Source organism: uncultured Roseibium sp. (genome assembly GCF_963675095.2).
In the GTDB taxonomy this organism is placed as follows: domain Bacteria; phylum Pseudomonadota; class Alphaproteobacteria; order Rhizobiales; family Stappiaceae; genus Roseibium.
In genome coordinates, this window is sequence record NZ_CAXXSJ010000063.1 from 75,425 (window position 1) to 98,841 (window position 23,417).

A 23,417-nucleotide genomic window follows, 5' to 3' on the forward strand; every position below is an offset into this window, starting at 1 on the left:
GCTGGCGGGCAAACGCCTATTTGAAATGTGTATCTACACAGTCTGGAGGACTTATGAGAAAGATCGTTGTGACGGGAATGGGTGTGGTCTCGCCGCTTGGGGTGGGACTCGAGGCCTTCTGGCGGCGGGTCTGCGACGGGGCGAACGGGATCCGGCAGATTACCCGTTTCGATGCGACTGAGCTTGCCTGCAAGATCGCCGGTGAAGTCCCGACCGCTGCGGAAGACCCGGACGGTTTCGATGTCGATAAATATCTGGAGCCGCGCGAACAGAAGCGCATGGACCGGTTCATTCATTATGCCATCGCCGCAGCCGACGAGGCCCTGGCGCAGGCCGGCTGGTTTCCGAAAAAGGCAGAGGACCAGGAAGTCACCGGAACCATCATCGCCACCGGTGTCGGCGGCTTTCCGGCGATGACGGCAGCAGCCCGGCTGGTGGCCGAGCGCGGACCGCGCCGGGTGTCGCCGTTCCTGGTGCCGTCGTTTCTCGCCAATCTGGCAAGCGGTCAGGTGTCCATCCGCCATGGCCTGAAAGGGCCGCTCGGTGCACCGGTGACCGCCTGTGCCGCCAGTCTGCAGGCCATTGGCGATGCGGTGCGCATGATCCGCAGCGGCGAGGCGGAAGTGATGGTTGCCGGCGGAACCGAAGCTTGTATCGACCCGGTCTCCATGGCGGGGTTTTCCGCAGCCAAGGCGATGTCGACCAAGCGCAACGACGATCCCGCCCACGCTTCTCGCCCCTTCGATCAGGACCGGGACGGATTCGTCATGGGCGAAGGGGCCGGCATCCTGGTGCTGGAAAGCGAGGAGCACGCCCGGGCGCGGGGTGCCACGCCGCTGGCGGAGGTCGCCGGCTACGGCACGTCGGCGGATGCCTATCACGTGACGGCGTCACCGCCGGACGGGGAGGGGGAACTGCGGGCCATGCGCAAGGCCTTGCAGATGGCAAAGCTTGAGCCGAAGGATATCGGCTACGTCAACGCCCACTCGACCTCGACGCCGGTGGGCGATGCCGCGGAGATCACGGCGCTGACCACGCTGTTTGCCGGCCGGGCCAAGGATCTGGCGGTTTCCTCCAGCAAATCCATGTTCGGTCATCTGCTCGGGGCTGCCGGTGGCGTCGAGGCGATCGCCTGCGTCAAGGCGCTGACCTCCGGGATGCTGCCGCCGTCGCGCAATCTCGAGACGCCGGATGAGGCGCTCTCCCGGTTCGAGCTGATCCACGGAAAGGCGATTGCGCGCAAGGTCGACCACATCCTCACCAACGGCTTTGGCTTCGGCGGGGTAAATGCCAGTGCGGTCTTCTCCCGCATCTGACCTCGACCCGCGCGGACGCATAATCGGACTTGCAATATTCTCATATTCGGGATTTATTCCTGAATATGAGAAATGAGAATGACAAACCGCTTCCCCCTGATGCGGCGCTGGCGGTGCGCTTGACCCGCCTGCGCCAGGCGCGGGGCTGGTCACTTGAAAAACTCGCCGACAAGAGCGGTATCAGCCGGGCAAGCCTGTCGCGTATCGAGCGCGGCGAAACCAGTCCGACCGCCCATGTGCTCGGCCAGCTTGCAGCCGCGTATCAGATGCCGATGGCCGCCCTGTTTTCGGGGCTGGAGGATCTGGGCGGGGACCGCGTGTCCCGCTCCGATCAACAGGAATGGTCCGATCCCCAGACCGGCTTTCGCCGGCGCAACGTTTCGCCGGCCAGGACCGGCTACAAGGGCTCTGTCATCGAAGGCACGCTTCCGGCGGGCCGCGAGGTGACCTATTCCGACACGCCGATCCCGGGCCTGGAACACCATCTCCTGCTGCGCTCGGGTCGTCTGGAGGTGGTGCTTGGCGAGACCTCCCATGTGCTGGAGGCCGGGGATTGCCTCCGTTTCAAGCTGACAACCGGCAACAGCTACCGTGCTCCTGGCCCGGAGGATGCCCGCTATATTCTGTGTGTGATCGCGCCATGACCAAATCAGACTTTCCCGTTCTCCCCCCGATCGAAATTCTGACGGCTGACAAAGCGGAATCGGAACTGGCCGCGTTGGGCGAAGTCTTGTGGGCCTGTGTCCAGGGCGGCGCCGGGATCGGCTTCGTGCTGCCATTCGAGAGGGAAGAGGCAGAAGCTTTTTGGCAGAGCCGGCTGGCCGGCCTCCGCGCTGGAGAGCGGTATCTTCTGGTCGCCCGGCTCGACGGCAGGATTGTCGGAACGGTGATGTTGGAACTGGCGCCCCAGGATAACGGCCGCCATAGGGCTGAGGTCGCCAAGCTGATGGTGCACCCGCAAGCAAGACGGAAGGGCCTGTCGCGCAAGCTGCTGGCTGCAGTCGAGGATCTGGCGCTCTCACTGGAGCGAACGCTGCTGGTGCTCGACACGGTGACCGGTGATACGGCGGAAAGCATCTATCCGAAGGCGGGCTACAGCCGCGTCGGTGTCATACCCGGCTATGCGCAAGCTACCCGAGGCGGACTGGACGCGACCACGGTGTTCTACAAACAACTTGGTTCTTGAACCGGAGGAGGTGAGGGGCTGGCATTTGTCGTGCCCCCTTCCCATTCCGGCAGCCTTCGGCTACATGCCCCTTCCATGAGCAGAAACGCAAATATCCGGGACGAGGCGCGGCAGGTGGACGTGAAGCCGCCCGCCGTCATCCTGTGCGAGCCGCAGCTTGGCGAGAACATCGGCACGGCTGCGCGCGCCATGGCGAATTTCGGCCTGACCGATCTTCGGATCGTCAATCCGCGCGACGGCTGGCCGAGTGAAAAGGCGCGGGCCGCCGCCAGCCGGGCGGACCATGTGATCGATCATGTTCAGGTGTTCGACAGCGTCGAGGCCGCCATTGCCGACCTGAGTTTCGTCTATGCGACCACCGCTCGTTCGCGTGAGGTGGCCAAGCCCGTGCGCGGGCCGGACGAGGCGGCGGCAAAGGTGGTCGGGCTCGGCGCCGACGGTCTTGCGACCGGCTATCTGTTCGGCCGGGAGCGCTGGGGGCTCAACAATGACGAGGTTGCGCTTGCCGACGAGATCGTGACCCTGCCGGTCGATCCGGAGTTCGCCTCGCTCAACATCGCTCAGGCCGTTCTGGTCTGCGCCTATGAGTGGCGCAAGACGGCGACCTCGGGCGCGCTGCCCTTCCGCCTGAGCGAAGAGGAAAACCCGCCGGCATCCAAGGACGACCTGTTCCGCTTTTTCGAACACCTGGAAGGGGCGCTCGATGGCGTAACTTTCTTCAGACCGCCCGAAAGACGCCCTCATATGGTCAGAACCTTGCGCAATATCTTTCAGAAGGCGCAGCTTTCCGATCAGGAAGTCCGCGCCTTGCGCGGGGTCGTGGCCGCTCTGGAAAAACGCCAGACGCGCCCGCGGCCCGAAGAAACGGACGACCAACAGGAAGACTAACCAGATGACCCAGGCAGACCGGCCGGTTCTCGTTTTCGATTCAGGGATCGGAGGGCTGACCGTTTTGCGGGAAGTTCGTCTGGCACTTCCCTATGAACGGCTTCTTTATGTGGCCGACGATGGCGGCTTTCCCTATGGTGCCTGGGACGAGGAGCCGCTGAAGGCGCGGCTTCTGGAACTGTTCGGACGCTTGATTGGCGAACACGATCCGAAGGCGATCGTCATTGCCTGTAATACCGCGTTCACGCTCGCCGGTGCAGCCCTTCGAGCCGCCTATCCGGACACCCGCTTCGTCGGCACGGTGCCGGCGATCAAGCCGGCGGCGGAGCAGACGCGCTCCGGGCTCATTTCGGTGTTGGCGACGCCCGGAACCGTCAAGCGGGCTTATACACGATCGCTGATCGATACCTTTGCTAGCCAATGCCACGTCCGCCTGGTCGGCTCCAACCGGCTGGCGGAACTGGCGGAACGGCATGTGCGCCGGCAGACCGTCAACGATGAGGACCTGCTCGCTGAAATCGGGGACTGTTTTCTGGAACAGGAAGACAGGCGGACCGATATCGTCGTGCTTGCCTGTACCCACTATCCGTTTCTGGCCAACCGGTTTCGCCGCATTGCGCCCTGGCCGGTCGACTGGCTCGATCCGGCGGAGGCGATCGCCCGTCAGGTCTACCGGGTGCTGGACGGGGACATGAACGCTGCGCCGTCCCGAAATCCGGACAGGGCGATCTTTACGTCCGGGACAAGCACGCCCGAACTCAGCCGTTTTCTCGCGGGATTTGGGTTAGAGCATCGGGCGACAACTTTGAACCATTTGATGTCTGAAAGCAGTTCACTCGGCTAGGCGCGTCGCGAAGTGCGATGCGGTGCATCGTGCAAGCGGCGCAACGCAGCCGATGGGCTGCTTTCAGACACCCGAAGGGCCGGGCTCTTTTGCCCGCTGACTGCGTTGGCTCGCGCTTGTGGTGGGAAACACCACGGCACGCGACCCGCCTTGTCAGCAAACAAAAGCGCGCCGGTCAAATGTTTTAAAGTTATCGCCCGATGCTCTAGTTCTTTGAAACGTCGACGGTTTCGTAGGCGTCGAGCGTCCTGACCGCGAGCCCGTCATCGGACCGCTTGGCCTCCCGCTTCAACGCCGCCATGGCATCGTTGAGCTGGTCGGGATGCATCGTCGTGTTCGGCGGCAGGGAGATGATCGAAATCGAACAGTCCAGAAGGGAAAACAGGCGGTTGGAGCCGAAGCGGTCGACGGCCTCGATATAACCCTGTTCGCGGTGTTCGGGCTCGTAGAAGCTTTCCACGTCCGACTTGAAGGCCCGCTTCAGCGAGAGCATGCGCGCGGCGATCTCGGTCTGGTCGCCGGAGAGGAAGCCGGCAAAGAAATCATCGCCGCCGATATGGCCGCGGAAGGTGCCAGATCCGCTCACATGGCGTTGCAAAAGCTCGCCGAACAGGATGATCGCCCGGTCGCCCTGGCGATAGCCGTAGGTGTCGTTGAAGGGTTTGAAGTTGTCGAAGTCGAAATAGCATAGATGGCGCTGGGTGCTGCGCGGCCGGGCGGCATCGATGATGAAGCGGTTGACGGCGCCGTTGCCCGGAAGGCGGGTCAGCGGGTTCTGATCCTGGGCTTCCTCCAAACGCTTCTCGTGGATGATCTTCAGAAGCGACGTGGCGGAGAGAAAGCCGACATAGCGGAAGTTCTGGGTGATCAGAATGCCGTCGGAATTCAACGACGAGGCAAAGGTGACCAGCAGCATGTCTGCATTGGAATCGATGTCGGCGATCGGGCAGGAGCGTACGAAGCTCCGGAGCGGCAGATCCAGCGCGGCATCATAATCTTCCTCGTCCGAGCCTCCTGCGTATAAATAGGCCTTGAGATCTCGTTCGTGGATCAGGCCGCGCGGTTCGTTGCTGGAATCGACCACCGGGATGACGCTGATGTCCTGACCGCTGACGAACAGATCGAGCAGATCGCGCATGGAGGCGTCGAAGGGAACAGTCGGAAGTTCCAGAAGCTCGTTCTTGATCCGGGTGTCCTCTTCCTGACGTTTCCCGCCGAAAACCGGGCCTCGGATATGATCGTAAAACAGCTTGGCTTCGGTCTTTTCGATAAAGGGCCTGGCGACATAAAAGCCCTGGATCATGTCGCAGCCGGCGTCCCGGCAGGCCTTGTATTCCCGCTCGGTTTCGACACCTTCAGCAACCACGCGCGCACCGAGCACATGGGCGAGGTTGGCGACGGTGGTCACGAACATCTTCCGCCTCGGATCGGCATCGATACTGCTGAGGAAGAAACGGTCGATCTTGACGTGGTCCGGTGAGACGTCGTGCAGCAGGCGCAGGTCGGAGAAACCGCGGCCAAAATCGTCAAGGGCGAGGAGAAATCCTCTCTGGCGCAGGTTGCTCAGCGCATGATCGGTGATGTCGCTGTAGGCGTCCTTGTGGCGTTCGGAGAGTTCAAGGCAGATCTGGCTGGGCGACAGGTCGAAGCGGGAGAGGGTCTCGTCCAGGCTCATCCTGGGATCGTCGCGGTGACCCAGATCCCGGCCGTCGATATTGAAAAAGAGCTTGGTGCCGCGGGCCATGGGCAGTCGGCAGAAGTCCTCCAGGGCCTTTTCAAAGAGGCGGCATTCCAGTTCGGGCAGGACGCCGGCGTTAAAGGCGAAATCGAACAGCTGTTCCGGATATTTGAGACCGAGTTCGTCGAGATTGCGGACAAGGGCTTCGTAGCCATAGACAACGCCGCTGCCCAGATCGACGATGGGCTGGTACGCGTATATTACGCTGCCGATAATATGGTCCACCGCCAAGCCACGGGCAGCTATTTCGCGAAGTTGCTCAAAATTATACAGCGTACGTTCAACGGCGGGGCTCAATGTGGTGCCTCCGGACGAAATCCGCGAAGAATTCAGTCACAATCTATGCGACCGTCACCCTCCCGAATTTTGACAGTGTGATAATTGTGGCGATACTGCGGATATGCACTTAAAAATTTCTAAATGAATGCATTAATTCTACCGCTGGTAGTTGATTTCTGAATGGCTGTTTCGCAGATTTCTGCGCATTCGCTCCACCGCGCAGTGCAATAAGCGCACTGCGTGCACGAATCTTCGGTTGTGCGTAGGTTGAACTCCGTTTCTTAATGGCGGGGATGTAAAAAAGCGGCGGGATTGCCCTGTCAATCCGTAGCGGTGATTGACATTCAGGCCTGCTTTGGGTAACACGCCGCGGTCCGCGGGCGTAATGCTTTCGGATTATACGCACCCGTGGGCATTCGGCCGGCGCAGTCTAGCCGGATCCCTGTCGGTCTCGTTTCCGGGCTTTTCCCGGGAGCAAGACAAAGGAGGGCGCGTTTCCTTGATGTAAAAACAACGCGATAAAAAAGGAAACCGCGATGTCCAAGCGCCATAGTGTGAAGTACAAAATCGACCGCCGGATGGGCGAAAACATCTGGGGTCGTCCGAAGAGCCCGGCCAACAAGCGCGAATACGGCCCCGGCCAGCACGGCCAGCGCCGCAAGGGCAAGCTGTCCGACTTCGGTGTTCAGCTGCGCGCCAAGCAGAAGCTGAAGGGCTATTACGGCAACATCTCCGAAAAGCAGTTCCGCAAGGTTTATGACGAAGCATCCCGTATGCGCGGCGATACGTCGGAAAACCTGATCGGTCTCCTGGAGCGCCGTCTGGATGCTATTATCTACCGTGCCAAGTTCGTGCCGACCGTCTTCGCGTCGCGCCAGTTCATCAACCACGGCCACGTGAAGGTGAACGGCAAGCGGGTCAACATCCCGTCCTACCGCGTTCGTCCGGGCGATGTGATCGAAGTCCGCGACCGTTCCAAGCAGATGGCTCTGGTTCTGGAAGCCGTGCAGTCCGCAGAGCGTGACGTGCCGGATTACATCGATGTCGATCACAGCAAGATGACTGCGACCTACAGCCGCGTTCCGGCTTTCTCCGATGTGCCGTATCCGGTGCAGATGGAACCGAACCTGGTGGTCGAGTTCTACTCGCGCTGATCAGGCGAGAGAAACGGGCTACCGTTTCGAAAAAGCCTTTATCGAATCGAAAACCCCGCCGATCTCTGGCGGGGTTTTTGTTTGTCCGGACGTTGCCGTAACGGAACCGTTACTGCCGTCGGGAGCTTAGGCCCTTTATGCCCGCCGGCGCCAAGCCTATGTTTTTCCTGTTTGACGTGCCGCGTGACCGCAATGGTCGGGTACATCGAAAAATGGAGGGACGACAGATGCAGAAGATATTCCGGTTTGCCGTGGCTTTGGTTCTCGCGGGCGGTGCGGGGCTTTCCGCCTTCGGCGCACAGGCCGAAGTGCAGACGAAGACGATCGAATACAAGGACGGCGATACGGTGCTGAAGGGTGTTCTCGCCTGGGACGATGCGATGTCCGGCAAGCAGCCCGGTGTCCTGGTCGTTCACGAATGGTGGGGACTGAACGACTATGCCAAGTCGCGCGCCGAGGCGCTGGCGAAGGAAGGCTATGTGGCCTTCGCCCTCGATATGTACGGCGACGACAAGGTCACCGCGCACGGAAAGGAAGCCGGCGAATGGATGAAGCAGATCACCGCCAACATCGAGGCCTGGCAGGCCCGCGCGCAGGCAGGTCTCGACGTGTTGAAGGCACAGGACAACGTGGACGACGCCAAGGTGGCCGCGATCGGCTATTGCTTCGGCGGGGCGACCGTCATGCAGATGGCCTATGCGGGGGCTGATGTGAAGACGGTTGTCAGCTTTCACGGTTCGCTGCCGCCGGCGCCCGAAACGGTGACGGAGATCAAGCCGCAGGTTCTCGTTGCCCACGGGCGGGACGATGCCTTTATTCCCGCTGACCGGATCGATGCTTTCCAGAAGGGGCTCGACCGGGCCAAGGCCAATTGGGAAATGATGATCTTTTCCGGGGCGCGCCACGCCTTCACCAATCCGAATGCGGGCGACTACGGCATGGAGAATATCCAGTACAACGAAACCGCGGACAAACGGTCCTGGGCGGCGATGCTGGACGTCTTCGGCGAAACGCTGAAATAAGCACGACTGCCGGGCAGGGTGGCCGTGCTTCATTCCAAAGCTGTTCCTCCTCCGGCTTGACGGAGTGAGGGCGGTCTCTGTGGGTCGGTCCCTGGCCTGAAACGGAGTTGATGGCTGCAGCTCGCGCTATCGGAGGCCCAGACAATCACACGTGGCCGGAGCAAAAGAAAATTTGCCCCGGTTCCGCCATTCCGATATTCAGCGGCGAAGACGGATTCCGACGCCCGAGACAAGATATGGAAAAGCAGACGTCCTTGCCCGAAGCTGAGATCGACGACAGTCCGCGCGCGGAGCAGGTCGCAACGGGTACGGACATTCCGGCCCTGTTCCGGAATGCGCCTGCAAGCGTCGAGTTCAAGAAACTGCGCAAGCGGCTGTTGCGTCAGGCCCGCCAGGCGATCGACGATTTTGCCATGCTTCCGAAGGACACAGGAAACAAACCTGCCAAATGGCTGGTCTGCCTGTCGGGCGGCAAGGACAGCTACACGCTGCTGGCGGTGCTGATGGAGCTGAAGTGGCGGGGCCTTTTGCCGGTCGACCTGATCGCCTGCAATCTGGACCAGGCGCAGCCCGGCTTTCCGGCTCATATCCTGCCGCAGTTCTTCGAGGACAACGGCATCGAGCACATCATCGTGCGCGAGGATACCTATTCGATCGTAACGGACAAGATCCCGGCCCACCGCACGTACTGTTCGTTGTGTTCCCGTCTTCGGCGCGGCATTCTCTACCGGATCGCGCGCGAACAGGGCTGCGAGGCCATCGTACTCGGCCACCACCGGGAGGACATCCTGGAAACCTTCTTCATGAACCTGTTCCACGGCGGGCGACTTGCCTCCATGCCGCCGAAGCTGGTGAATGACGAAGGCGACCTGCTGGTTCTACGTCCGCTGGCCTATTCGGCGGAAAGCGATATCGAGAAATTCGCCAAGGGAATGGCATTCCCGATCATCCCGTGCAATCTGTGCGGCTCGCAGGACGGGCTGCAGCGGGAAGAAGTCAAGCAGATGCTGCAGGGCTGGGAAAAGCAGTCGCCGGGCCGCCTCGGGGTCATGGCACGTGCGCTCGCCCACACGCGGCCGTCGCACCTGCTGGACCGGTCGCTTTATGACTTCATCAATCTGCGGCCGGCCGATGGAACAAAAGCCCCTGAAGAGGGGGAGGCGGAAGAGCCTTGCGGGGCAAGCCTGGCAATGACGGCCAAGCTGTTCGCTGCTGAATGAATGAGGTTTGCGGCGTTTAGCGTGCGGGCCGTTTATCGCGCGCTCGCCTATCGTACGGTGGTCTGGCCGTCAAAGCCGCCCATGGGCTGATTGCGGACGAGGATGACCAGGCCATCCTCGGAGGGTGTCGCGCCGATTTGAGCCACGCCGCCATAGCTGCGGCACAGGTCGTCTGCGGAAATTCCGCCCTTGGGCGCAAACACCGTCATGCGCGAACAGTCGATACGTCTCAGGTCTGTGTCTTTCTGCTGGCCGGAGGCCGAGCCGTAGACCGCTCCGGCCAGAGCGGCCGCCGCCACTGCAACTGTGACAATCCTCATAGTCCCCGTTCCCCTGTCTTTGGCGATCTGCCGCTAACCCGGCAATCGACCTCTACGTCATGAACGGAGAATGGCGGTACACGACTGAACTGACCCTGAATCCGGCATTCACCTAGGGTTCATCATAGACGATTCGAGGTAATCGGCAAAAATTGCCGAGCGATTTTCGCGAAAGTGGAAAATGACGGGGATAGTCTGATGAGCAGGTCGCGTAAATGACTTTGCGCACTCTGTTGTTATACACGTATAAGTGTGCATGGAATAATGTGGGATTTTGAAGGCGGGGCAGGCATGAGTGATAATTTGAGAGGCAGTGGGTTTATTTTTCTTATATTGGTCATGCCTTTTTTAGCGAGCTGTGTCGGTTCAGACGGGGATGGTTTAAGTTCGCATCGAATTAATACAGCATCGGCTGAGTTAGCGTCGAATGATGATATAAATTTTATTAGGCAGGTATCCGCACTTGGAATAAACCCATATCTTCAAACTTTTACTTGTTTGATTTTTGATGGGAGCAATCAGAAGAGATACAGTTTTATCGGATACAATTTCATGAAGGATGACAGTAGCTATAAAATTTATCGATCTGAGTTTCCTGAATTCGCTTTTGAAAATGATGCTGAGTATATTTCGATGATTTCTTCTAAAGGTCAGAAATATTTTGATATACAAAGAGATTTAGATAAGGAATGCGTGCGAAGAATCACGAAATTTGGCGACCTGTATAAAGCTTATATGTTAGATATAAGGTCCGGTTCTAAAACTTCCTATCTATTCCGACCGCAAAGTGCTTCGAAGGAAAAGCGAGATGCTGAAAAACTTAAAGCATCTCTCCCCAGTTTGTTAAATGTTATTGACAATGGTTACAACTTGCTCGGTGCCACGATTAAATTCCGGAAAATTCCATCGGCTTCCAAGAATAGCAAGCTTGCCCGCAATCGATCAGCGGATAACGACATACCATCCGACTCGACTTCGAACGTTAAGCCAGCGGGGGATAGTTTTTATAAGGAAGGCGTAGAGCCTTCAGTTGAAAAAGATGAAATTGAACGAATAAGAAGAGCCAAGAAACTGGGATATTTCTAATGTATTCTCGTGTATTTGACTGGCTAATGGGTGGAGTAGTTGGCGCAATATTCGGGGTGGGTGGATCGCTTTTCTATGATTTATATGGAGGTGATTTGAAGAATAGCTACTACGAATATAAGTGTGATTACTCAAAAGGGGAGGGCGAAATTATTTCTTTGCTGGGTCGGATGGAAAAACTTAAGAGTTCCGGCGACATTGTTTCAAATGAATCTGTTTATTCCGAATTTAATTTAGTCGTTGAACGTCTTGCCAGATGTGGTGTGAAGAAAGTTAGGTATTATAAAGGCATTTCTTATTGTCTTGGTCTTGGTGTTGAGAGGGATATTAGGAAGGGTAGAAAAATTCTTTACGAAGTTCTTGGCGACGATGATCGCGTTCGAACATTTATTTTTGAGGGTAACTGTTCTTAAGAGAACGTTCTGGCTACCTACAGGTGGTATCTGCAGGCAACCAGAACGCACCAATTATCAGGCGCTCTGCTGAACCTCGATACCCTTTTCGGTGAAGGCTGCCTGAAGTTCCTGGTTCTGGAACATCTCGCGAATGATGTCGCAGCCGCCGACGAATTCGCCCTTGATGTAGAGCTGCGGAATGGTCGGCCAGCTCGCGAATTCCTTGATGCCCTGGCGCAGATCGGCGTCTTCGAGAACGTTGATGCCCTTGTAAGGCACACCGACATAATCGAGGATCTGCACGACTTGTCCGGAGAACCCGCACTGCGGGAAATTAGGCGTGCCCTTCATGAAGAGCACAACATCGTTGGTTTCGACTTCGTTCTTGATCCAGTCCTGGATGCTCATGATGTTCCGTCCTTTTGGCTTCGGGCTGTCTGCCCGGAATTTCCATGGCTGTTACCACAGTTAGTAATCGTCGGAGCTTTTAGCCAGTCCTGGCACCGACAACTCCCTGTCGGGGAGCGCACTCAGTCCATGTCGCTGTCTTGCCGCCATTCAGTCCATTGCCCGAATGTAAAGTCGTTTGGCTGACCGCCACGCTCGGCTTCCATGGTACGAACGTCAGCACACTCCATCAACACTGACGGACACTGGCGTCTGGCCTCGGTAAACTCGACTTCGGTCCGGATTGTACCGTTCCGTTGTTCTGTCTCGTACAGCCAGGCAAAAAGTGAAGGTATGAAGAACACTTCAAAACCGGTCGGGACGCCTTGATCCTCCAACTCTCCGCACGGTCCGCCTCGGTGCACGATAGTCTCCCTTTATGCGAACTAACCGAAAGCTCAATCTGGCGCTGATGTCTGCAGGGCGAGCGCATGAAGTTCGCCACCCATATTGCCTTTCAGGGCCTTGTAGACAAGCTGGTGCTGCTGCACGCGGCTGATGCCCCGGAAACTTTCCGAGATGACGTTGGCCGCGTAGTGGTCGCCGTCGCCGGCCAGATCGCGGATCTCGATCTTTGCGTCAGGCAAAGCCGCCTTGATCAGGGCTTCGATCTCATTCGCGTCCATGGGCATCTGTTATTTTCCTTCCCGCACTCTCTTCCCGTTCATGGCCGTTACGAAGCGGCCATGTAATTCGGGAACCAATTCTCGTGCGCTTCCTTCAGCTTTGCAATGGATATGGTGAGGGTGCCCTCAACAGTCAAACCCTCACCGCCTGTTGTGCCGATGCGGTCTGCCGGGATCTCCTGTTCAGCGGCGTCTGCCAGCAGGTCGTCGAGCTTGCCGGCCGCCACGGTGACGACGTAGCGTCCCTGGTCCTCGCCGAAAAGCGCGGCGTGGGCCGGGCCTTCCAGCTTGACGGTTGCGCCGATGCCGCCGGTCATGGCCATTTCGGCCAGAGCGACGCCGAGACCACCCGACGAGATGTCGTGCACGCCGGTGACACGGGCGCCGCCGATCAACTGACGGACGAGGTCGCCGTTGCGCTTTTCGGCTGCCAGATCGACCGGGGGGGGGGCACCGTCTTCGCGGCCGAGAACGTCGGCCAGGTACAGAGAGGCGCCAAGATGGGTTCCCTTGCCACCGATCACGACGATGGCGTCACCCTCGTTCGCGAAGGCCGCGCCTGCGCGCACCGAAACGTCGGGCAGCAGGCCGACGCCGCCGATGGCAGGCGTGGGCAGGATCGCCTCGCCGTGGGTTTCGTTGTAGAGCGATACGTTGCCGGAGACGATCGGGAAGTGGAGTTCCCGGCAGGCTTCGCCGATGCCTTTGATGCAGCCGACGAACTGGCCCATGATCTCCGGCTTTTCCGGATTGCCGAAGTTCAGGTTGTCGGTGGCAGCCAGAGGCTCGGAGCCGACGGCGGTCAGGTTGCGCCAGACTTCCGCGACCGCCTGCTTGCCGCCCTCGAACGGGTCGGCCTCGCAATAGCGGGGCGTGACATCGACGGAGAAGGCCAGACCCTTGCGGGTGCCGTCCACGCGGATGACGCCGGCGTCGCCGCCCGGTGTGGCTGCGCTGTTGCCCTGGATCAGCGTGTCATACTGCTCATAGACCCAGCGGCGGGAAGCGCCGTTTGCGCCGCCGACGAGCTTCAAGAGCGCGTCCTCGTAGCTGTCCGGTTCGGGAATGTCAACAGCTGCTAGAACCGGACGCTTCTGCCACTCCACCCAGGGGCGGTCATATTCGGGTGCCTCGTCGCCGAGTTCCTTGATCGGCAGATCGGCGACCACGTCACCCTGGTGCTTGACGATGAAGCGCAACGTGTCGGTGGTCTGGCCGACGATGGCGAAGTCGAGGCCCCATTTCTTGAAGATCGCTTCGGCTTCCGCTTCCTTTTCCGGGCGCAGCACCATGAGCATGCGCTCCTGGCTTTCCGACAGCATCATCTCGTAAGGCGACATCTGTTCTTCGCGCACCGGAACCTTGTCCAGGTCCAGTTCGATGCCGAGGTCGCCGCTGGCGCCCATTTCGACCGCCGAACAGGTTAGGCCGGCCGCGCCCATGTCCTGAATGGCGATAACCGCGCCGGTGCCCATCAGTTCAAGGCAGGCTTCCAGCAGGCATTTTTCGGTGAACGGATCGCCGACCTGAACGGTGGGGCGCTTTTCCTCGATGGTGTCGTCGAATTCGGCCGAGGCCATCGTGGCGCCGCCGACGCCGTCCCGGCCGGTCTTGGCGCCGAGATAGACGACCGGCAGGCCGACGCCTTCCGCCTTGGCCAGGAAGATCGCATCGGACCTGGCAAGACCCGCGGCAAAGGCGTTGACCAGGCAGTTGCCGTTGTAGCGGGCGTGGAATTCCACTTCGCCCCCGACTGTCGGCACACCGAAGGAATTGCCGTAGCCGCCGACGCCGGAGACGACACCGGACACCAGATGACGGGTACGCGGGTGGTCGGGCGCGCCGAAGCGCAGGGCGTTCATGGCCGCCACGGGCCGTGCGCCCATGGTGAAGACGTCGCGCAGGATGCCGCCGACGCCGGTCGCCGCCCCCTGATAGGGCTCGATATAGGACGGGTGGTTGTGGCTCTCCATCTTGAAGACCACCGCCTGACCGTCGCCGATATCCACGACGCCGGCGTTCTCGCCCGGTCCGACCAGAACGCGCGGTCCGGTGGTGGGCAGGGTCTTCAGCCACTTCTTGGAAGACTTGTAGGAACAGTGTTCGTTCCACATGGCGGAGAAGATGCCGAGTTCGGTGAAGGTCGGCTCGCGTCCGATCAGCTCAAGGATGCGATCGTATTCATCGGGCTTCAGGCCATGGGAGGCGACGAGTTCGGGCGTGATCTTGATGTCGTTGGGGATCATGTCGGTCCGGATCTTTGCGGCGGTTATCGCCCGATGCTCTAACGCCGGGGCGGTTTTGCCGAGGGTTTAGCAGATCAGACCGGGGAAGGGGAGGGGCAAATCAGGCCAATACGCAGACAATTGGCCGCTTTTAGCTGTCAGACGACAGAGATAAGGCGACTTTATTCAAAGCTGTCGTAGCAGGCGCCGGAGTCCTCCAGAAGCTGGCGGATGATTCCCAGCGCCTGGCCGGTTTCCTCGCCGGAATGCGCGTTGCTGAAGCCGATGCGCACGCGGTGATGAATGTTCCCTGTTCGGGCGGGTTTGAACTCGTCTTCGTCGTCGATGAGGACATGGGCGGACGCGGCCGCGGCCTTGAAATTGCTTGCCAGCCAGGGGGAGGGCAATTTCAACCAGATAAACGGGGCATCCGGGGCGGAGTTCATTTCATAGCCCTGCAGGTATTTGCACACCAGTTCATGGCGCGCCGCGATCTCCGAAAGGGCTCTTCGGCGGAACATGTCCGCAGCGCCTGATAGCACAAGCCGGGCGGAGACTTCCGCCAGCAGGAAGGAAATGCCTCCCGACAGCATCTTGTGGGTCGTGTGAACGCGCTGGGCGTGGGACGGCGGACAGGAGACCCAGGCGCCGCGAATGCCCGCGGTGACGGACTTCGACAATGAGCCCACGTGAAAGGTGCGTTCCGGCGCGAGGGCCGCGAATGGCGTCAAGGCCGTTTCGCGCAGGGAGCCGAACACCTCATCCTCGATCAGCCACAGGTTATGTTGGTGGGCCAATGCGAGGATCTTCTCGCGCCGGCCCTCCGACATGGTTCCCAGCGTCGGATTGTGCATGGTCGGGGTCAGAAACAGGACCTTGGGGTGCTTCTGCGCGCAGATCTTGGCCAATTCGTCCGGAAGAGGACCTTCGTCGTCGCGCGGAACCTGAACCACATGGCGCCCTGAGAGGGCTGCGCCACGGGCGATGGCGGAATAAGTCAGTTCCTCGAACACGACCCGATCGCCGGGGGTGGTGGTCGCAGCGATAATGGCAAGTGCCGCGGCATGTGCACCGGTGGTCGGCACAATCGTCGCCTCGGGCGGTTGCCAGTTAGATCGTGTCAGCCATTGGCGACCGGCCGCGCGCCAGGTGTCGGGAACCGTTCGGGAATAGCTTGCGATCTCGTAGGGAGAATCGGACATGATCTGCGCCGTGAGGTCTTTGATCACATCGGCTTGCCCGAGTTCCGGAGCGGAAGTGGAATCGAACCGGATCGCGTCCGGGGCGGGAATGGCAACCCGGGTGCCGGCAAATCCGGAGTCCGTGGTGGACGTCGCCGTTTGCGTCCAGGCGGCGGCATTCCCGACGGGGGCTGCTGTGCCCGGCATGGCCGGCTGGATCTCGGTTACGTCTGTGTCCGGAGTGCTGCCCAGAACATAGGTGCCCCTGCCGACTTCACCGCTGACGAGGCCCTGTTCGCGCACCAGCGCATAGGCGCGCCCGACGGTGCCGACCGTAATCCCGAGATCGTAAGCCAAATCACGCTGCGGCGGCAGTTTTGCGCCGACCGGCAGGGCACCGGTGACAATGTCGTCGGCGATCCGGCTTGCCAGGCGGGCATACATCGGCCCCTTGCCGGCCGGGATATCTGGAACCCAATTTGTCATGGTGACAATTTAGTATCTTGCATCAATTTCAGAGTCAATTCATACGATTGAATCGAGACAATAAGTCCAATCTTGAAAATTGTAGCAAAAATAGGTGCAATATGAGTTCGATCGATATTATTTGGAGGGGCAATTCCTCCAGATATGCGGTTCTGACCGCTCTTGCCACATATTTCTTCCGGAAGGCGATCATGTGGCGTCATGCGGCGCGGACCCGGAAGCAGTTGGCTGAATTGCCGGATAACGCGCTGGCCGATATCGGGTTGACCCGCGACATGGCATTGCGGGAAGCGGAACGGCCGTTCTGGGACAGCCATACCATGCCGTGGAAACACCTCCGTTGACCGTTGCGATACGAAGCGTGGTTCACAGGCTCGACCGGTCGCGCTGGTCCTGGATTTCAAGGATGTCCACCTCAGGCACCGGCCCTGTGTTCACGTGAACGGGCCGGTGCCCGTTTCAGGTTTGATTCTATTTTCCCAAACCTGATAACTGTATATTCTAAATAGACTATTTTCCTTCTGATTGTTCTTTCTCTGGGGAAGCTCAACCCCTGATCCGTAAAATCTGACAATCGGTATTCTACTTAAATATTGGTTTACCATGCGCTTCCTAGTGTGCCTCCGAATTCTGCTGGGGAGGTCACATGTTTCGTAGAAAAGTGAATGTTCAATCCGCTCATGTGGACCCTGAACGGTCTGCGGACGACTATTGTTCGAGTGCCGATCTCCTTGAGGCGCTGCGCGCCCTGCGGGAATGCCGGGACCTGGACATGCTGGATGCCTTGCCGGGCGAGGTTGCCGGTGCCCTGCGGGACTTACGGGACAACCTGTGCGGCAGAAACGAGACTGCCCTTCGTCAGACCGTCGACTTTTCCGTGCAGGCCAGCCGTGCCATGGCGGCGACTGCGCGGATTACCGGAGAAATCCGCGAAACCGATATTCGCGCGAATGCCATGGCCGCCGGTGTCGATGAACTGAACGCCTCAATCGAGCAGATATCCGAAACAGCGCACAATGTGGCGAACGCCATGGAGGGCGTTCACGGCGCCCTGCAGTCCGGTGAGCAGGCAACCCAGGAAACCGCGGCTTCCAACCGGAAGATCGGCGTTTCCATGGAGCAGATGAACGAAGGCGCACTGCAACTGGCCGAAGCGGCCGAGCAGATCGGTGCGTTCGTGGCCACGATCGATGGCCTGGCCCAGCAGACGAACCTGCTCGCCCTGAATGCGACCATCGAGGCGGCCCGCGCAGGCGAAGCCGGGAAGGGCTTTGCGGTTGTCGCTTCGGAGGTCAAAGTCCTCTCCGGCCAGACCCAGAAGGCGACGGACGACATTCGCGATCGGATCGAACGGCTCCAGGCCTATGTGAAGGACGTCGTCTCGTCGGTGGAGGATGTGCACAGTCTCGTGACGGTGAGTGCCGAACATTCCGAACAGGCGGCCCGGGAAATTTCCGAAGTCCTTGGCGATATCGGAACCAGCTCCGGGCATATGTCGGAAATCGCCGGGCTTCTGGAAGGTCAAAGCGCTGCGGTTCAGGAGATCGCGGCGGGCATGCATGCGATTGCCGCTCATTCGAAGACCGCCAATGCCAATACGGAGGAAGTCATTTCGGCCGTTGGTGGCTCCGAAGCGATCATAGCCGAACAGTTCGCCCATCTGGAAAAGCTTGAAATTCCCAATTACGTGCTGCACCGGGCAAAGTCCGACCACCTTCTTTGGAAGAAGCATCTTTCAGAAATGCTGGTCGGGATCAACGCACTCAAGGCCGATGAACTGTCGGATCACCATCAGTGCCGACTTGGCAAATGGTACAATTCGGTTAAGGATACTGCGATTGCCAAAAACCCGGCTTTCGCTGATCTTTTGCCGGTTCACAAGGAAGTCCATACGCTCGGCAAACTGGCCGCGCAATTGTATGCGCAGGGCGACCGGGAGGGAGCGATCGATGCGGCCCGCCAAATGGAGGAAGCCTCGGAGGATGTTCTCCTGAAGCTGGATGCGTTGATCGGCTGATCGCGTTTCGGAATCCCCATGTATCGGTGTGTCCCGTTGATCCGGATCAACGGGATATCGCAATAAGCGGTGTAGCTTCTAATTCAGAGTTTTCTGAAAGGGAGCGATCCATGAAGCGCGTATTGAGACAACTGACCGCGGCCGCTGTTCTCGCGGCAGGTCTGGCCGGAGCATCGCTGTCGGGTGCGCAGGCCCAAGGGCCGCTTCTTGAAACCTACGTCGCATTTCTTGGGACGGCCGACCACTACAATTCCCGCGGCGCGCGGCTGAGCGAGCCGTGGCAGATCATCCGGCAGGACCGGGCGAATTTCCACAAGTTCGGAATTCGCGACCAGGGCGACGAGAGCGACCGGTTTTTTTCCTCGGTCGCAAACCGGGGGCGCATGGAACGGATGATCCTGAACGGCTACATCGATCCGAATGCCGCCTGGCGCATCGTCAATGACAATGTCTGGATCCGGGTCGACGTCTACGAGAATTCGGTGAATGTGACGGTCAATTGATCCGCTTTTTTCTGATAGCACTCCTGGCGCTGGGTCAGACGGCACTGCGGTCCGACGCTGTTCGGTCCGGGGAGATCGGCTTGAGCGAGCGGCTGGATATGCTGGTTGCCAGTTATCCGGGCGTGCTGTCGCGTGTGGATGGCAATCGGCTGATCCTGAAGGATGGCGGTCCTGCGATCACGATCGACGACGGCAAGGCGAAGAGCCATGCGGACGCCTTGGTTGATGCGGATGTGGAGGACATGCTTCGTCAGGTCTATCCGAATGGGCCGTGCGATACACGTCCGGCTGTCGATTTCGATCCCGGTCGGGTGCGCTCGCAGGACCTGATGATGCGCCTTTACGGCGGAACCCGCCGGCAAGTGGCGGACAGGCTGACGACGATCGACTGGTTCGGCACCCGCCTGCAGGTCACGACGGCCTTTGGCGTGGACAAGGCGCTGATCGCGGTGCGGGACGAGTTGAAGGCCTTGCCGGAAAACCTGCGCCGCCCGGCGCTGAAGAGCGCGGGCACCTTCAACTGGCGCAATATTGCCGGAACGGACCGCCTGTCGGTCCACAGTTTCGGCGCGGCCATCGATCTCGATACCTCTTATGCGGACTACTGGCGCTGGGCGGGCGGCAAGCCCGGCAATGTGCCGGTCTACAAGAACCGGATGCCCCTGGAGATCGTCGAGATCTTCGAGCGTCATGGCTTCATCTGGGGTGGGCGCTGGTATCATTACGACACCATGCATTTCGAATACCGTCCCGAGCTGATCGCCATTTCCCGCGCGGCCGGTGCCGATGCCTGCAAGGCGGGTGGGCAATAAGCCAGCGCGTCCCTTTCGGTGTCGTCTCTGCGTAGGCAGGGACCTAGTAATCCGCGAGGCTTGTTGTTTGAATCGAAAGCTCACGGCGTACTGTTGGGGTGGACGGCCCCTACGGCATCGATGTGCCAGAATGAGGTTGTTAAAGATCTCAAACGATGGAGCCGTCCATGAAGAATATTAGCCGCGTTGGAATGGATACGTCCAAGTCTGTTTTTCAATTGCATGGTGTGGATGCTGGGGACCATCCGGTGTTGAGCAAGAAGCTTCGCCGTCGTCAGGTTCTCGACTTTTTTGCCGGGTTGCCTCCGGCGCAGGTGGGCCTTGAGGCCTGTGGAGCCTCGCATTATTGGGCTCGGGAGTTACGGAAGTTGGGGCATGAGGTCGCGCTGATCCCGCCGCAATACGTCAAGCCCTATGTGCAGCGGAGCAAATCGGACGCGGCGGACGCGGAAGCGATCTGCGAGGCGATGAGCCGTCCGAAGCTGGCCCGGACCTTCGTGCCGGTGAAAAGTCCAGAGCAGCAAGCTGCGCAGATGCTGGCGAAGCTGCGAGGGCAATTCCTTGGCCGGCGTACGCAGCTTTCCAATTCGATCCGCGGCTTTGCGGCAGAGTTCGGTCTGGTTGCCCCGAAGGGCCTGTTCCAGCTTGACCGGCTTGTCGAGCGGATCCGCGCGGACGAGACGCTGCCGGAGATGGCACGGGATATGTTCGAAACGCTGGTCCGTGACTACGCGCGAGTGGACAAGGAGATAGCCGATCTCAACGCAAAACTGCGAGAGCTTCACCGTGCCGATGAACTCAGCCAGCGGCTGGCCGGCATCCCGGGCATTGGTCCGGTTGGTGCGACCCTGCTGGCGATCAAGGTGAGCAACGCGCATGCCTTCAAATCGGGGCGCGATTTTTCTGCCTGGCTCGGCCTGACGCCGAAAAACCATTCCACGGCAGGCAAGAACCGGCTCGGTGTGATCACCCGCGCCGGGGACGAGATGCTGCGCGCCACCCTGGTTGCCGGCGCAAGCGCCGTTCTGCTGCAGTGCCGGCAGGGGAGGATCAAAACGCCCTGGCCCTGGTTGGAGAAACTGTGTCGTCACAAGCCGCACAAGCTGGCTGCCGTCGCGCTCGCCAACAAGCTGGCGCGCATCGCCTGGAAGCTGATGGTCAGCGGCGAAACCTATCACCCGCAGTCACCGCAAGAGCAACCGGGACTCGCCTGACGATCGACAAAACACTTGCCCCGGCCAAAGACAGGCTGGCGCGACAGAGGAACTTGCAAGGGAAGATGAGAAGGTGTGTTCGGTCGAACCGAGGCGGATGGGAAATACCGTGGGATCCAGTGGCGGCTTCAAGGCCGATATCGCTGTACTGTTTGGATCCCATCCGCTGCGGAACCCATCTTGGCCAGCGGCAAAACGGCCGCAAAGCAGGCCGTACATATGACCGCAAGCGATCCGGAACACCTGCCAACTTCAACCTTGCAACCACGGGGCCGTCCACATATGGATCCCGGCCCTCCGCTTCGCTCCAGCCGGGATGACAACCCGGGTGTAGAGGTGACCGCGTTTCAGGTTCGGACGTATTTTCGATCAGTCTTCATGATTTCAATTGACAGTCATCCTGTCATATGTATTTTGACAGTTAGACTGTCAAATTGAAGCATGCCCTGCGGATAACGGAAAGAGGACCGGAATGGGAGCAAGTCCTGCCACGCTGAAAACGATTATCGACGAGGTCCGCGGGTGTTTCTGGGTCCTGAAAACCGTTTCCGACGAGGCGATTGCCGATCTCGGATTGACCGCCTCGACGCGGGCGATCCTGCAATATCTGCGGGAAAACGGGGCGCAGGCGGTGCCGAAGATCGCTGCCGATAAATCGGTCAAACGGCAATCGATTCAAGCGCTTGTCGATCAGCTTCTCAACGACGGTCGGGTGGAGACCCGGCCCAACCCCGCCCATCAGCGGTCGCAGCTGATCGCGTTGACCCCGGCCGGAGAGGCCGTGTTTCAAGAGGTTCTGCGCCGGGAGCAGGAGATCTTGTCGGGCCTCGGCGAAAAACTGGACCGGAGTGGAATGGAGGCGATTGCCGAACACCTCGCGTTGTTCCGGCAGGCGCTTCTCAACATCAGGGAGAAAGACGATGACTGATATGCTTGATACCGCCGCTGTCCCGCAGGAGCCTCAGGGTGGCCGCAAATGGCATGGCTTCGCGAAACTGGCGCTTGCCGTCCTGATCGCCAGCCTTGCGATGAAATGGAGTTGGGCGACGGTGGTCGTGGACCTCTTCGGTGCGCCGGACCTCCGGTATTCCGATGCGTTTTCCATCGTGCTGGCGCTGGCTTTGGTCGCGCTCGTCCTGGGGGCGGCCTTTCGCATAGGCACGTCCAGGTTCGACCGCTGACGGCGGTTATTGCGCGGAGGGTGCGATGAGCATTCAAGAAACGATCGTCGGACAGTTCCGGAAGCCGCACGGCCTGCTCGGCCGGCTGGCCGGGCGTATCATGGCCAACCGCCCCTCGAACCTGGAACGCAATGCCTGGACGATCGAACAACTTCATCTGGGTAGAGGTGCGCGGGTTCTGGAAATCGGTTGCGGACCGGGCGTGGCGATCGAGAAACTGCTTTCGGCTTATCCGGACGCTGAAGTCACCGCGATCGATCATTCGGCCTTGATGTTGCGGCAGGCGGCAGCCCGCAATCAGCAGGCCCTCAAACGGGACCGCCTGCATTTGTACGAAGGGTCGGTCGAGTTGCTCGATGCGATCGGAGAAACCTATACCGCTGCCTTCAGTTGCAACGTGATGCAGTTCGTCGAGGACAAACTGGACGCGGTGCAGACGGTCAGGCGCCAACTTTTGCCGGGTGCTGTCTTTGCGACGACGTTCCAGCCCAGAAGCGGAGATGTCAGCGCCGAGGCGGGCAGGGCCTGGATCGGGCAGATGGCGGAAATCTGCTGCCAGGCCGGCTTTTGTGACGTGGAGATCCGCGAACTTGACCTGCGACCGGTTCCTGCCTTCTGCGTCGTCTGCCAGCAACCGGAGCTGCAAGCCTGAGAAATCAGCCACCCGCGGTCCGGCTGCCGGACCGCGGGTGGCGCGTAACCTTTGCAACGATAATCAGACGGCGCCGGTGTACTCGCCCCGAGCCGGGTAGTCGTTCTTCTGCACGAAATCCAGTGCCCCCACCATTTCCTGAAAATGCGGCCGGCTGAACGGCATGGTCTGGATCGAGGAGAAATAGAGCGTGTTGTCCGGACGAACGAGGAAGATGCCGGGCTCGGAAAACAAGGTGGGCTCATCAATGCCGATGGACGTGGTTCCCCGGCTGGTGGAGATATAAAGCCCCCAGTCCTTCGCCTTGGACAGGGTGAGGCCGTAGCCGAAGCGCAAGGCCTTGGCACCGACCTTTTCGGCCATCTGTCGGGCCCTGTCTTCGCTGTCGGAGGATAGGGCGACGGTCTTGACGCCACGCTGTTCGAACTCAGGCGTCAGGCGTTCCAGTTCCTTCAGGTAGGTGGCGCAAATCGGGCAGTGAAGGCCGCGGTAGAAGACGACGAGCGTGGCGAATTCCGGGTTGTCTGCGGCCAGATCGAACGTATCGCCGGCAACGGTTTCAACAACCAGTTCAGGGACAGTTTGACGGGGAATGAGCATGTCTCAACTCCTGTTGTGGACCAAT

25 protein-coding genes are annotated in these 23,417 nt (G+C 59.7%); 18 read left to right on the plus strand and 7 right to left on the minus strand.

The features are described 5' to 3' along the window. Positions 1-53: 53 nt before the first annotated feature. The 5 genes from fabF (at position 54) to murI (ending at position 4,234) form a co-directional block, all read left to right on the plus strand. Complete coding sequence (fabF, locus tag ABIN98_RS25470; RefSeq protein WP_346914455.1) at positions 54-1,316, plus strand: beta-ketoacyl-ACP synthase II; 1,263 nt, start codon at positions 54-56, stop codon at positions 1,314-1,316. Between the two features lie 65 nt (positions 1,317-1,381). Beyond that, positions 1,382-1,960, plus strand: coding sequence for an XRE family transcriptional regulator (locus ABIN98_RS25475; protein WP_346914457.1), 579 nt, complete (start codon positions 1,382-1,384; stop codon positions 1,958-1,960). After that, positions 1,957-2,502 carry a GNAT family N-acetyltransferase gene (locus ABIN98_RS25480; protein ID WP_346914459.1) on the plus strand — a complete coding sequence of 182 codons (546 nt, stop codon included), beginning with the start codon at positions 1,957-1,959 and terminating at the stop codon, positions 2,500-2,502. The genes ABIN98_RS25475 and ABIN98_RS25480 overlap by 4 nt, the downstream gene beginning before the upstream one ends. Positions 2,503-2,577: 75 nt before the next feature. Next, positions 2,578-3,390: an RNA methyltransferase gene (locus ABIN98_RS25485; RefSeq protein WP_346914461.1), complete on the plus strand. Its 813-nt coding sequence runs from the start codon at positions 2,578-2,580 to the stop codon at positions 3,388-3,390. Positions 3,391-3,394: 4 nt separating this feature from the next. Further along, positions 3,395-4,234 carry a glutamate racemase gene (gene murI / locus ABIN98_RS25490; protein ID WP_346914463.1) on the plus strand — a complete coding sequence of 280 codons (840 nt, stop codon included), beginning with the start codon at positions 3,395-3,397 and terminating at the stop codon, positions 4,232-4,234. A gap of 205 nt (positions 4,235-4,439) precedes the next feature. Here the strand turns inward: murI and ABIN98_RS25495 are convergent, their stop codons facing one another. Then, positions 4,440-6,197: an EAL domain-containing protein gene (locus ABIN98_RS25495; protein WP_346914465.1), complete on the minus strand. Its 1,758-nt coding sequence runs from the start codon at positions 6,195-6,197 to the stop codon at positions 4,440-4,442. Between the two features lie 590 nt (positions 6,198-6,787). On the opposite strand from ABIN98_RS25495, the gene rpsD reads away from it, so the two are divergent. The 3 genes from rpsD (at position 6,788) to ttcA (ending at position 9,647) form a co-directional block, all read left to right on the plus strand. After that, positions 6,788-7,405 carry a 30S ribosomal protein S4 gene (rpsD, locus tag ABIN98_RS25500; RefSeq protein ID WP_346894662.1) on the plus strand — a complete coding sequence of 206 codons (618 nt, stop codon included), beginning with the start codon at positions 6,788-6,790 and terminating at the stop codon, positions 7,403-7,405. Positions 7,406-7,632: 227 nt separating this feature from the next. After that, the gene (locus ABIN98_RS25505) at positions 7,633-8,427 is read left to right on the plus strand and encodes a dienelactone hydrolase family protein (protein WP_346914467.1); all 795 of its coding nucleotides are present in this window, start codon (positions 7,633-7,635) and stop codon (positions 8,425-8,427) included. Between the two features lie 236 nt (positions 8,428-8,663). Then, positions 8,664-9,647, plus strand: coding sequence for a tRNA 2-thiocytidine(32) synthetase TtcA (gene ttcA, locus ABIN98_RS25510; RefSeq protein WP_346914469.1), 984 nt, complete (start codon positions 8,664-8,666; stop codon positions 9,645-9,647). Between the two features lie 47 nt (positions 9,648-9,694). Here the strand turns inward: ttcA and ABIN98_RS25515 are convergent, their stop codons facing one another. Then, positions 9,695-9,967 (minus strand): antitermination protein, encoded by a 273-nt coding sequence (locus ABIN98_RS25515; protein ID WP_346914471.1) that lies wholly within the window; start codon positions 9,965-9,967, stop codon positions 9,695-9,697. Between the two features lie 291 nt (positions 9,968-10,258). Between ABIN98_RS25515 and ABIN98_RS25520 the strand changes: the two genes are divergently transcribed. Then, the gene (locus ABIN98_RS25520) at positions 10,259-11,053 is read left to right on the plus strand and encodes a hypothetical protein (RefSeq protein WP_346914473.1); all 795 of its coding nucleotides are present in this window, start codon (positions 10,259-10,261) and stop codon (positions 11,051-11,053) included. Continuing rightward, on the plus strand, positions 11,053-11,466 hold the full coding sequence (locus ABIN98_RS25525; RefSeq protein ID WP_346914475.1) for a hypothetical protein: 414 nt from the start codon (positions 11,053-11,055) through the stop codon (positions 11,464-11,466). The genes ABIN98_RS25520 and ABIN98_RS25525 overlap by 1 nt, the downstream gene beginning before the upstream one ends. 57 nt (positions 11,467-11,523) lie before the next feature. On the opposite strand, the gene grxD is transcribed toward ABIN98_RS25525, so the two are convergent. The 4 genes from grxD to ABIN98_RS25545 all read right to left on the minus strand — a co-directional run bounded on the left by grxD (position 11,524) and on the right by ABIN98_RS25545 (position 16,413). Continuing rightward, positions 11,524-11,856 (minus strand): Grx4 family monothiol glutaredoxin, encoded by a 333-nt coding sequence (gene grxD, locus ABIN98_RS25530; RefSeq protein WP_394701615.1) that lies wholly within the window; start codon positions 11,854-11,856, stop codon positions 11,524-11,526. Positions 11,857-12,293: 437 nt separating this feature from the next. Then, positions 12,294-12,527 carry a BolA family transcriptional regulator gene (locus tag ABIN98_RS25535; RefSeq protein ID WP_346894668.1) on the minus strand — a complete coding sequence of 78 codons (234 nt, stop codon included), beginning with the start codon at positions 12,525-12,527 and terminating at the stop codon, positions 12,294-12,296. A gap of 41 nt (positions 12,528-12,568) precedes the next feature. Next, on the minus strand, positions 12,569-14,767 hold the full coding sequence (gene purL, locus ABIN98_RS25540) for a phosphoribosylformylglycinamidine synthase subunit PurL (RefSeq protein ID WP_346914477.1): 2,199 nt from the start codon (positions 14,765-14,767) through the stop codon (positions 12,569-12,571). 161 nt (positions 14,768-14,928) lie between these two features. Then, a complete protein-coding gene (locus ABIN98_RS25545) occupies positions 14,929-16,413 on the minus strand; it encodes a PLP-dependent aminotransferase family protein (RefSeq protein ID WP_346914479.1) in 1,485 nt (494 codons plus the stop codon). A 191-nt stretch (positions 16,414-16,604) separates the two neighbouring features. Between ABIN98_RS25545 and ABIN98_RS25550 the strand changes: the two genes are divergently transcribed. From ABIN98_RS25550 to ABIN98_RS25585, 8 genes are all read left to right on the plus strand, one after another. Next, the gene (locus ABIN98_RS25550) at positions 16,605-16,757 is read left to right on the plus strand and encodes a DUF1127 domain-containing protein (RefSeq protein WP_346914481.1); all 153 of its coding nucleotides are present in this window, start codon (positions 16,605-16,607) and stop codon (positions 16,755-16,757) included. Positions 16,758-17,059: 302 nt separating this feature from the next. After that, on the plus strand, positions 17,060-18,430 hold the full coding sequence (locus ABIN98_RS25555) for a methyl-accepting chemotaxis protein (RefSeq protein ID WP_346914483.1): 1,371 nt from the start codon (positions 17,060-17,062) through the stop codon (positions 18,428-18,430). A gap of 110 nt (positions 18,431-18,540) precedes the next feature. Then, entirely contained in the window at positions 18,541-18,933 is a 393-nt protein-coding gene (locus ABIN98_RS25560) for a hypothetical protein (RefSeq protein WP_346914485.1), read from the plus strand. Positions 18,934-19,013: 80 nt separating this feature from the next. Further along, positions 19,014-19,745 (plus strand): M15 family metallopeptidase, encoded by a 732-nt coding sequence (locus ABIN98_RS25565; RefSeq protein ID WP_346914487.1) that lies wholly within the window; start codon positions 19,014-19,016, stop codon positions 19,743-19,745. Positions 19,746-19,912: 167 nt separating this feature from the next. Next, positions 19,913-20,959: an IS110 family transposase gene (locus ABIN98_RS25570; protein WP_346908921.1), complete on the plus strand. Its 1,047-nt coding sequence runs from the start codon at positions 19,913-19,915 to the stop codon at positions 20,957-20,959. A 472-nt stretch (positions 20,960-21,431) separates the two neighbouring features. After that, the gene (locus tag ABIN98_RS25575) at positions 21,432-21,887 is read left to right on the plus strand and encodes a hypothetical protein (protein WP_346914489.1); all 456 of its coding nucleotides are present in this window, start codon (positions 21,432-21,434) and stop codon (positions 21,885-21,887) included. Next, positions 21,880-22,140: a hypothetical protein gene (locus ABIN98_RS25580; RefSeq protein WP_346914491.1), complete on the plus strand. Its 261-nt coding sequence runs from the start codon at positions 21,880-21,882 to the stop codon at positions 22,138-22,140. Before ABIN98_RS25575 ends, ABIN98_RS25580 begins: the two co-directional genes overlap by 8 nt. Before the next feature lie 25 nt (positions 22,141-22,165). Next, a complete protein-coding gene (locus ABIN98_RS25585) occupies positions 22,166-22,792 on the plus strand; it encodes a class I SAM-dependent methyltransferase (RefSeq protein ID WP_346914493.1) in 627 nt (208 codons plus the stop codon). A gap of 63 nt (positions 22,793-22,855) precedes the next feature. On the opposite strand, the gene ABIN98_RS25590 is transcribed toward ABIN98_RS25585, so the two are convergent. Beyond that, entirely contained in the window at positions 22,856-23,392 is a 537-nt protein-coding gene (locus ABIN98_RS25590; protein ID WP_346914495.1) for a peroxiredoxin-like family protein, read from the minus strand. Positions 23,393-23,417 lie beyond the last annotated feature (25 nt).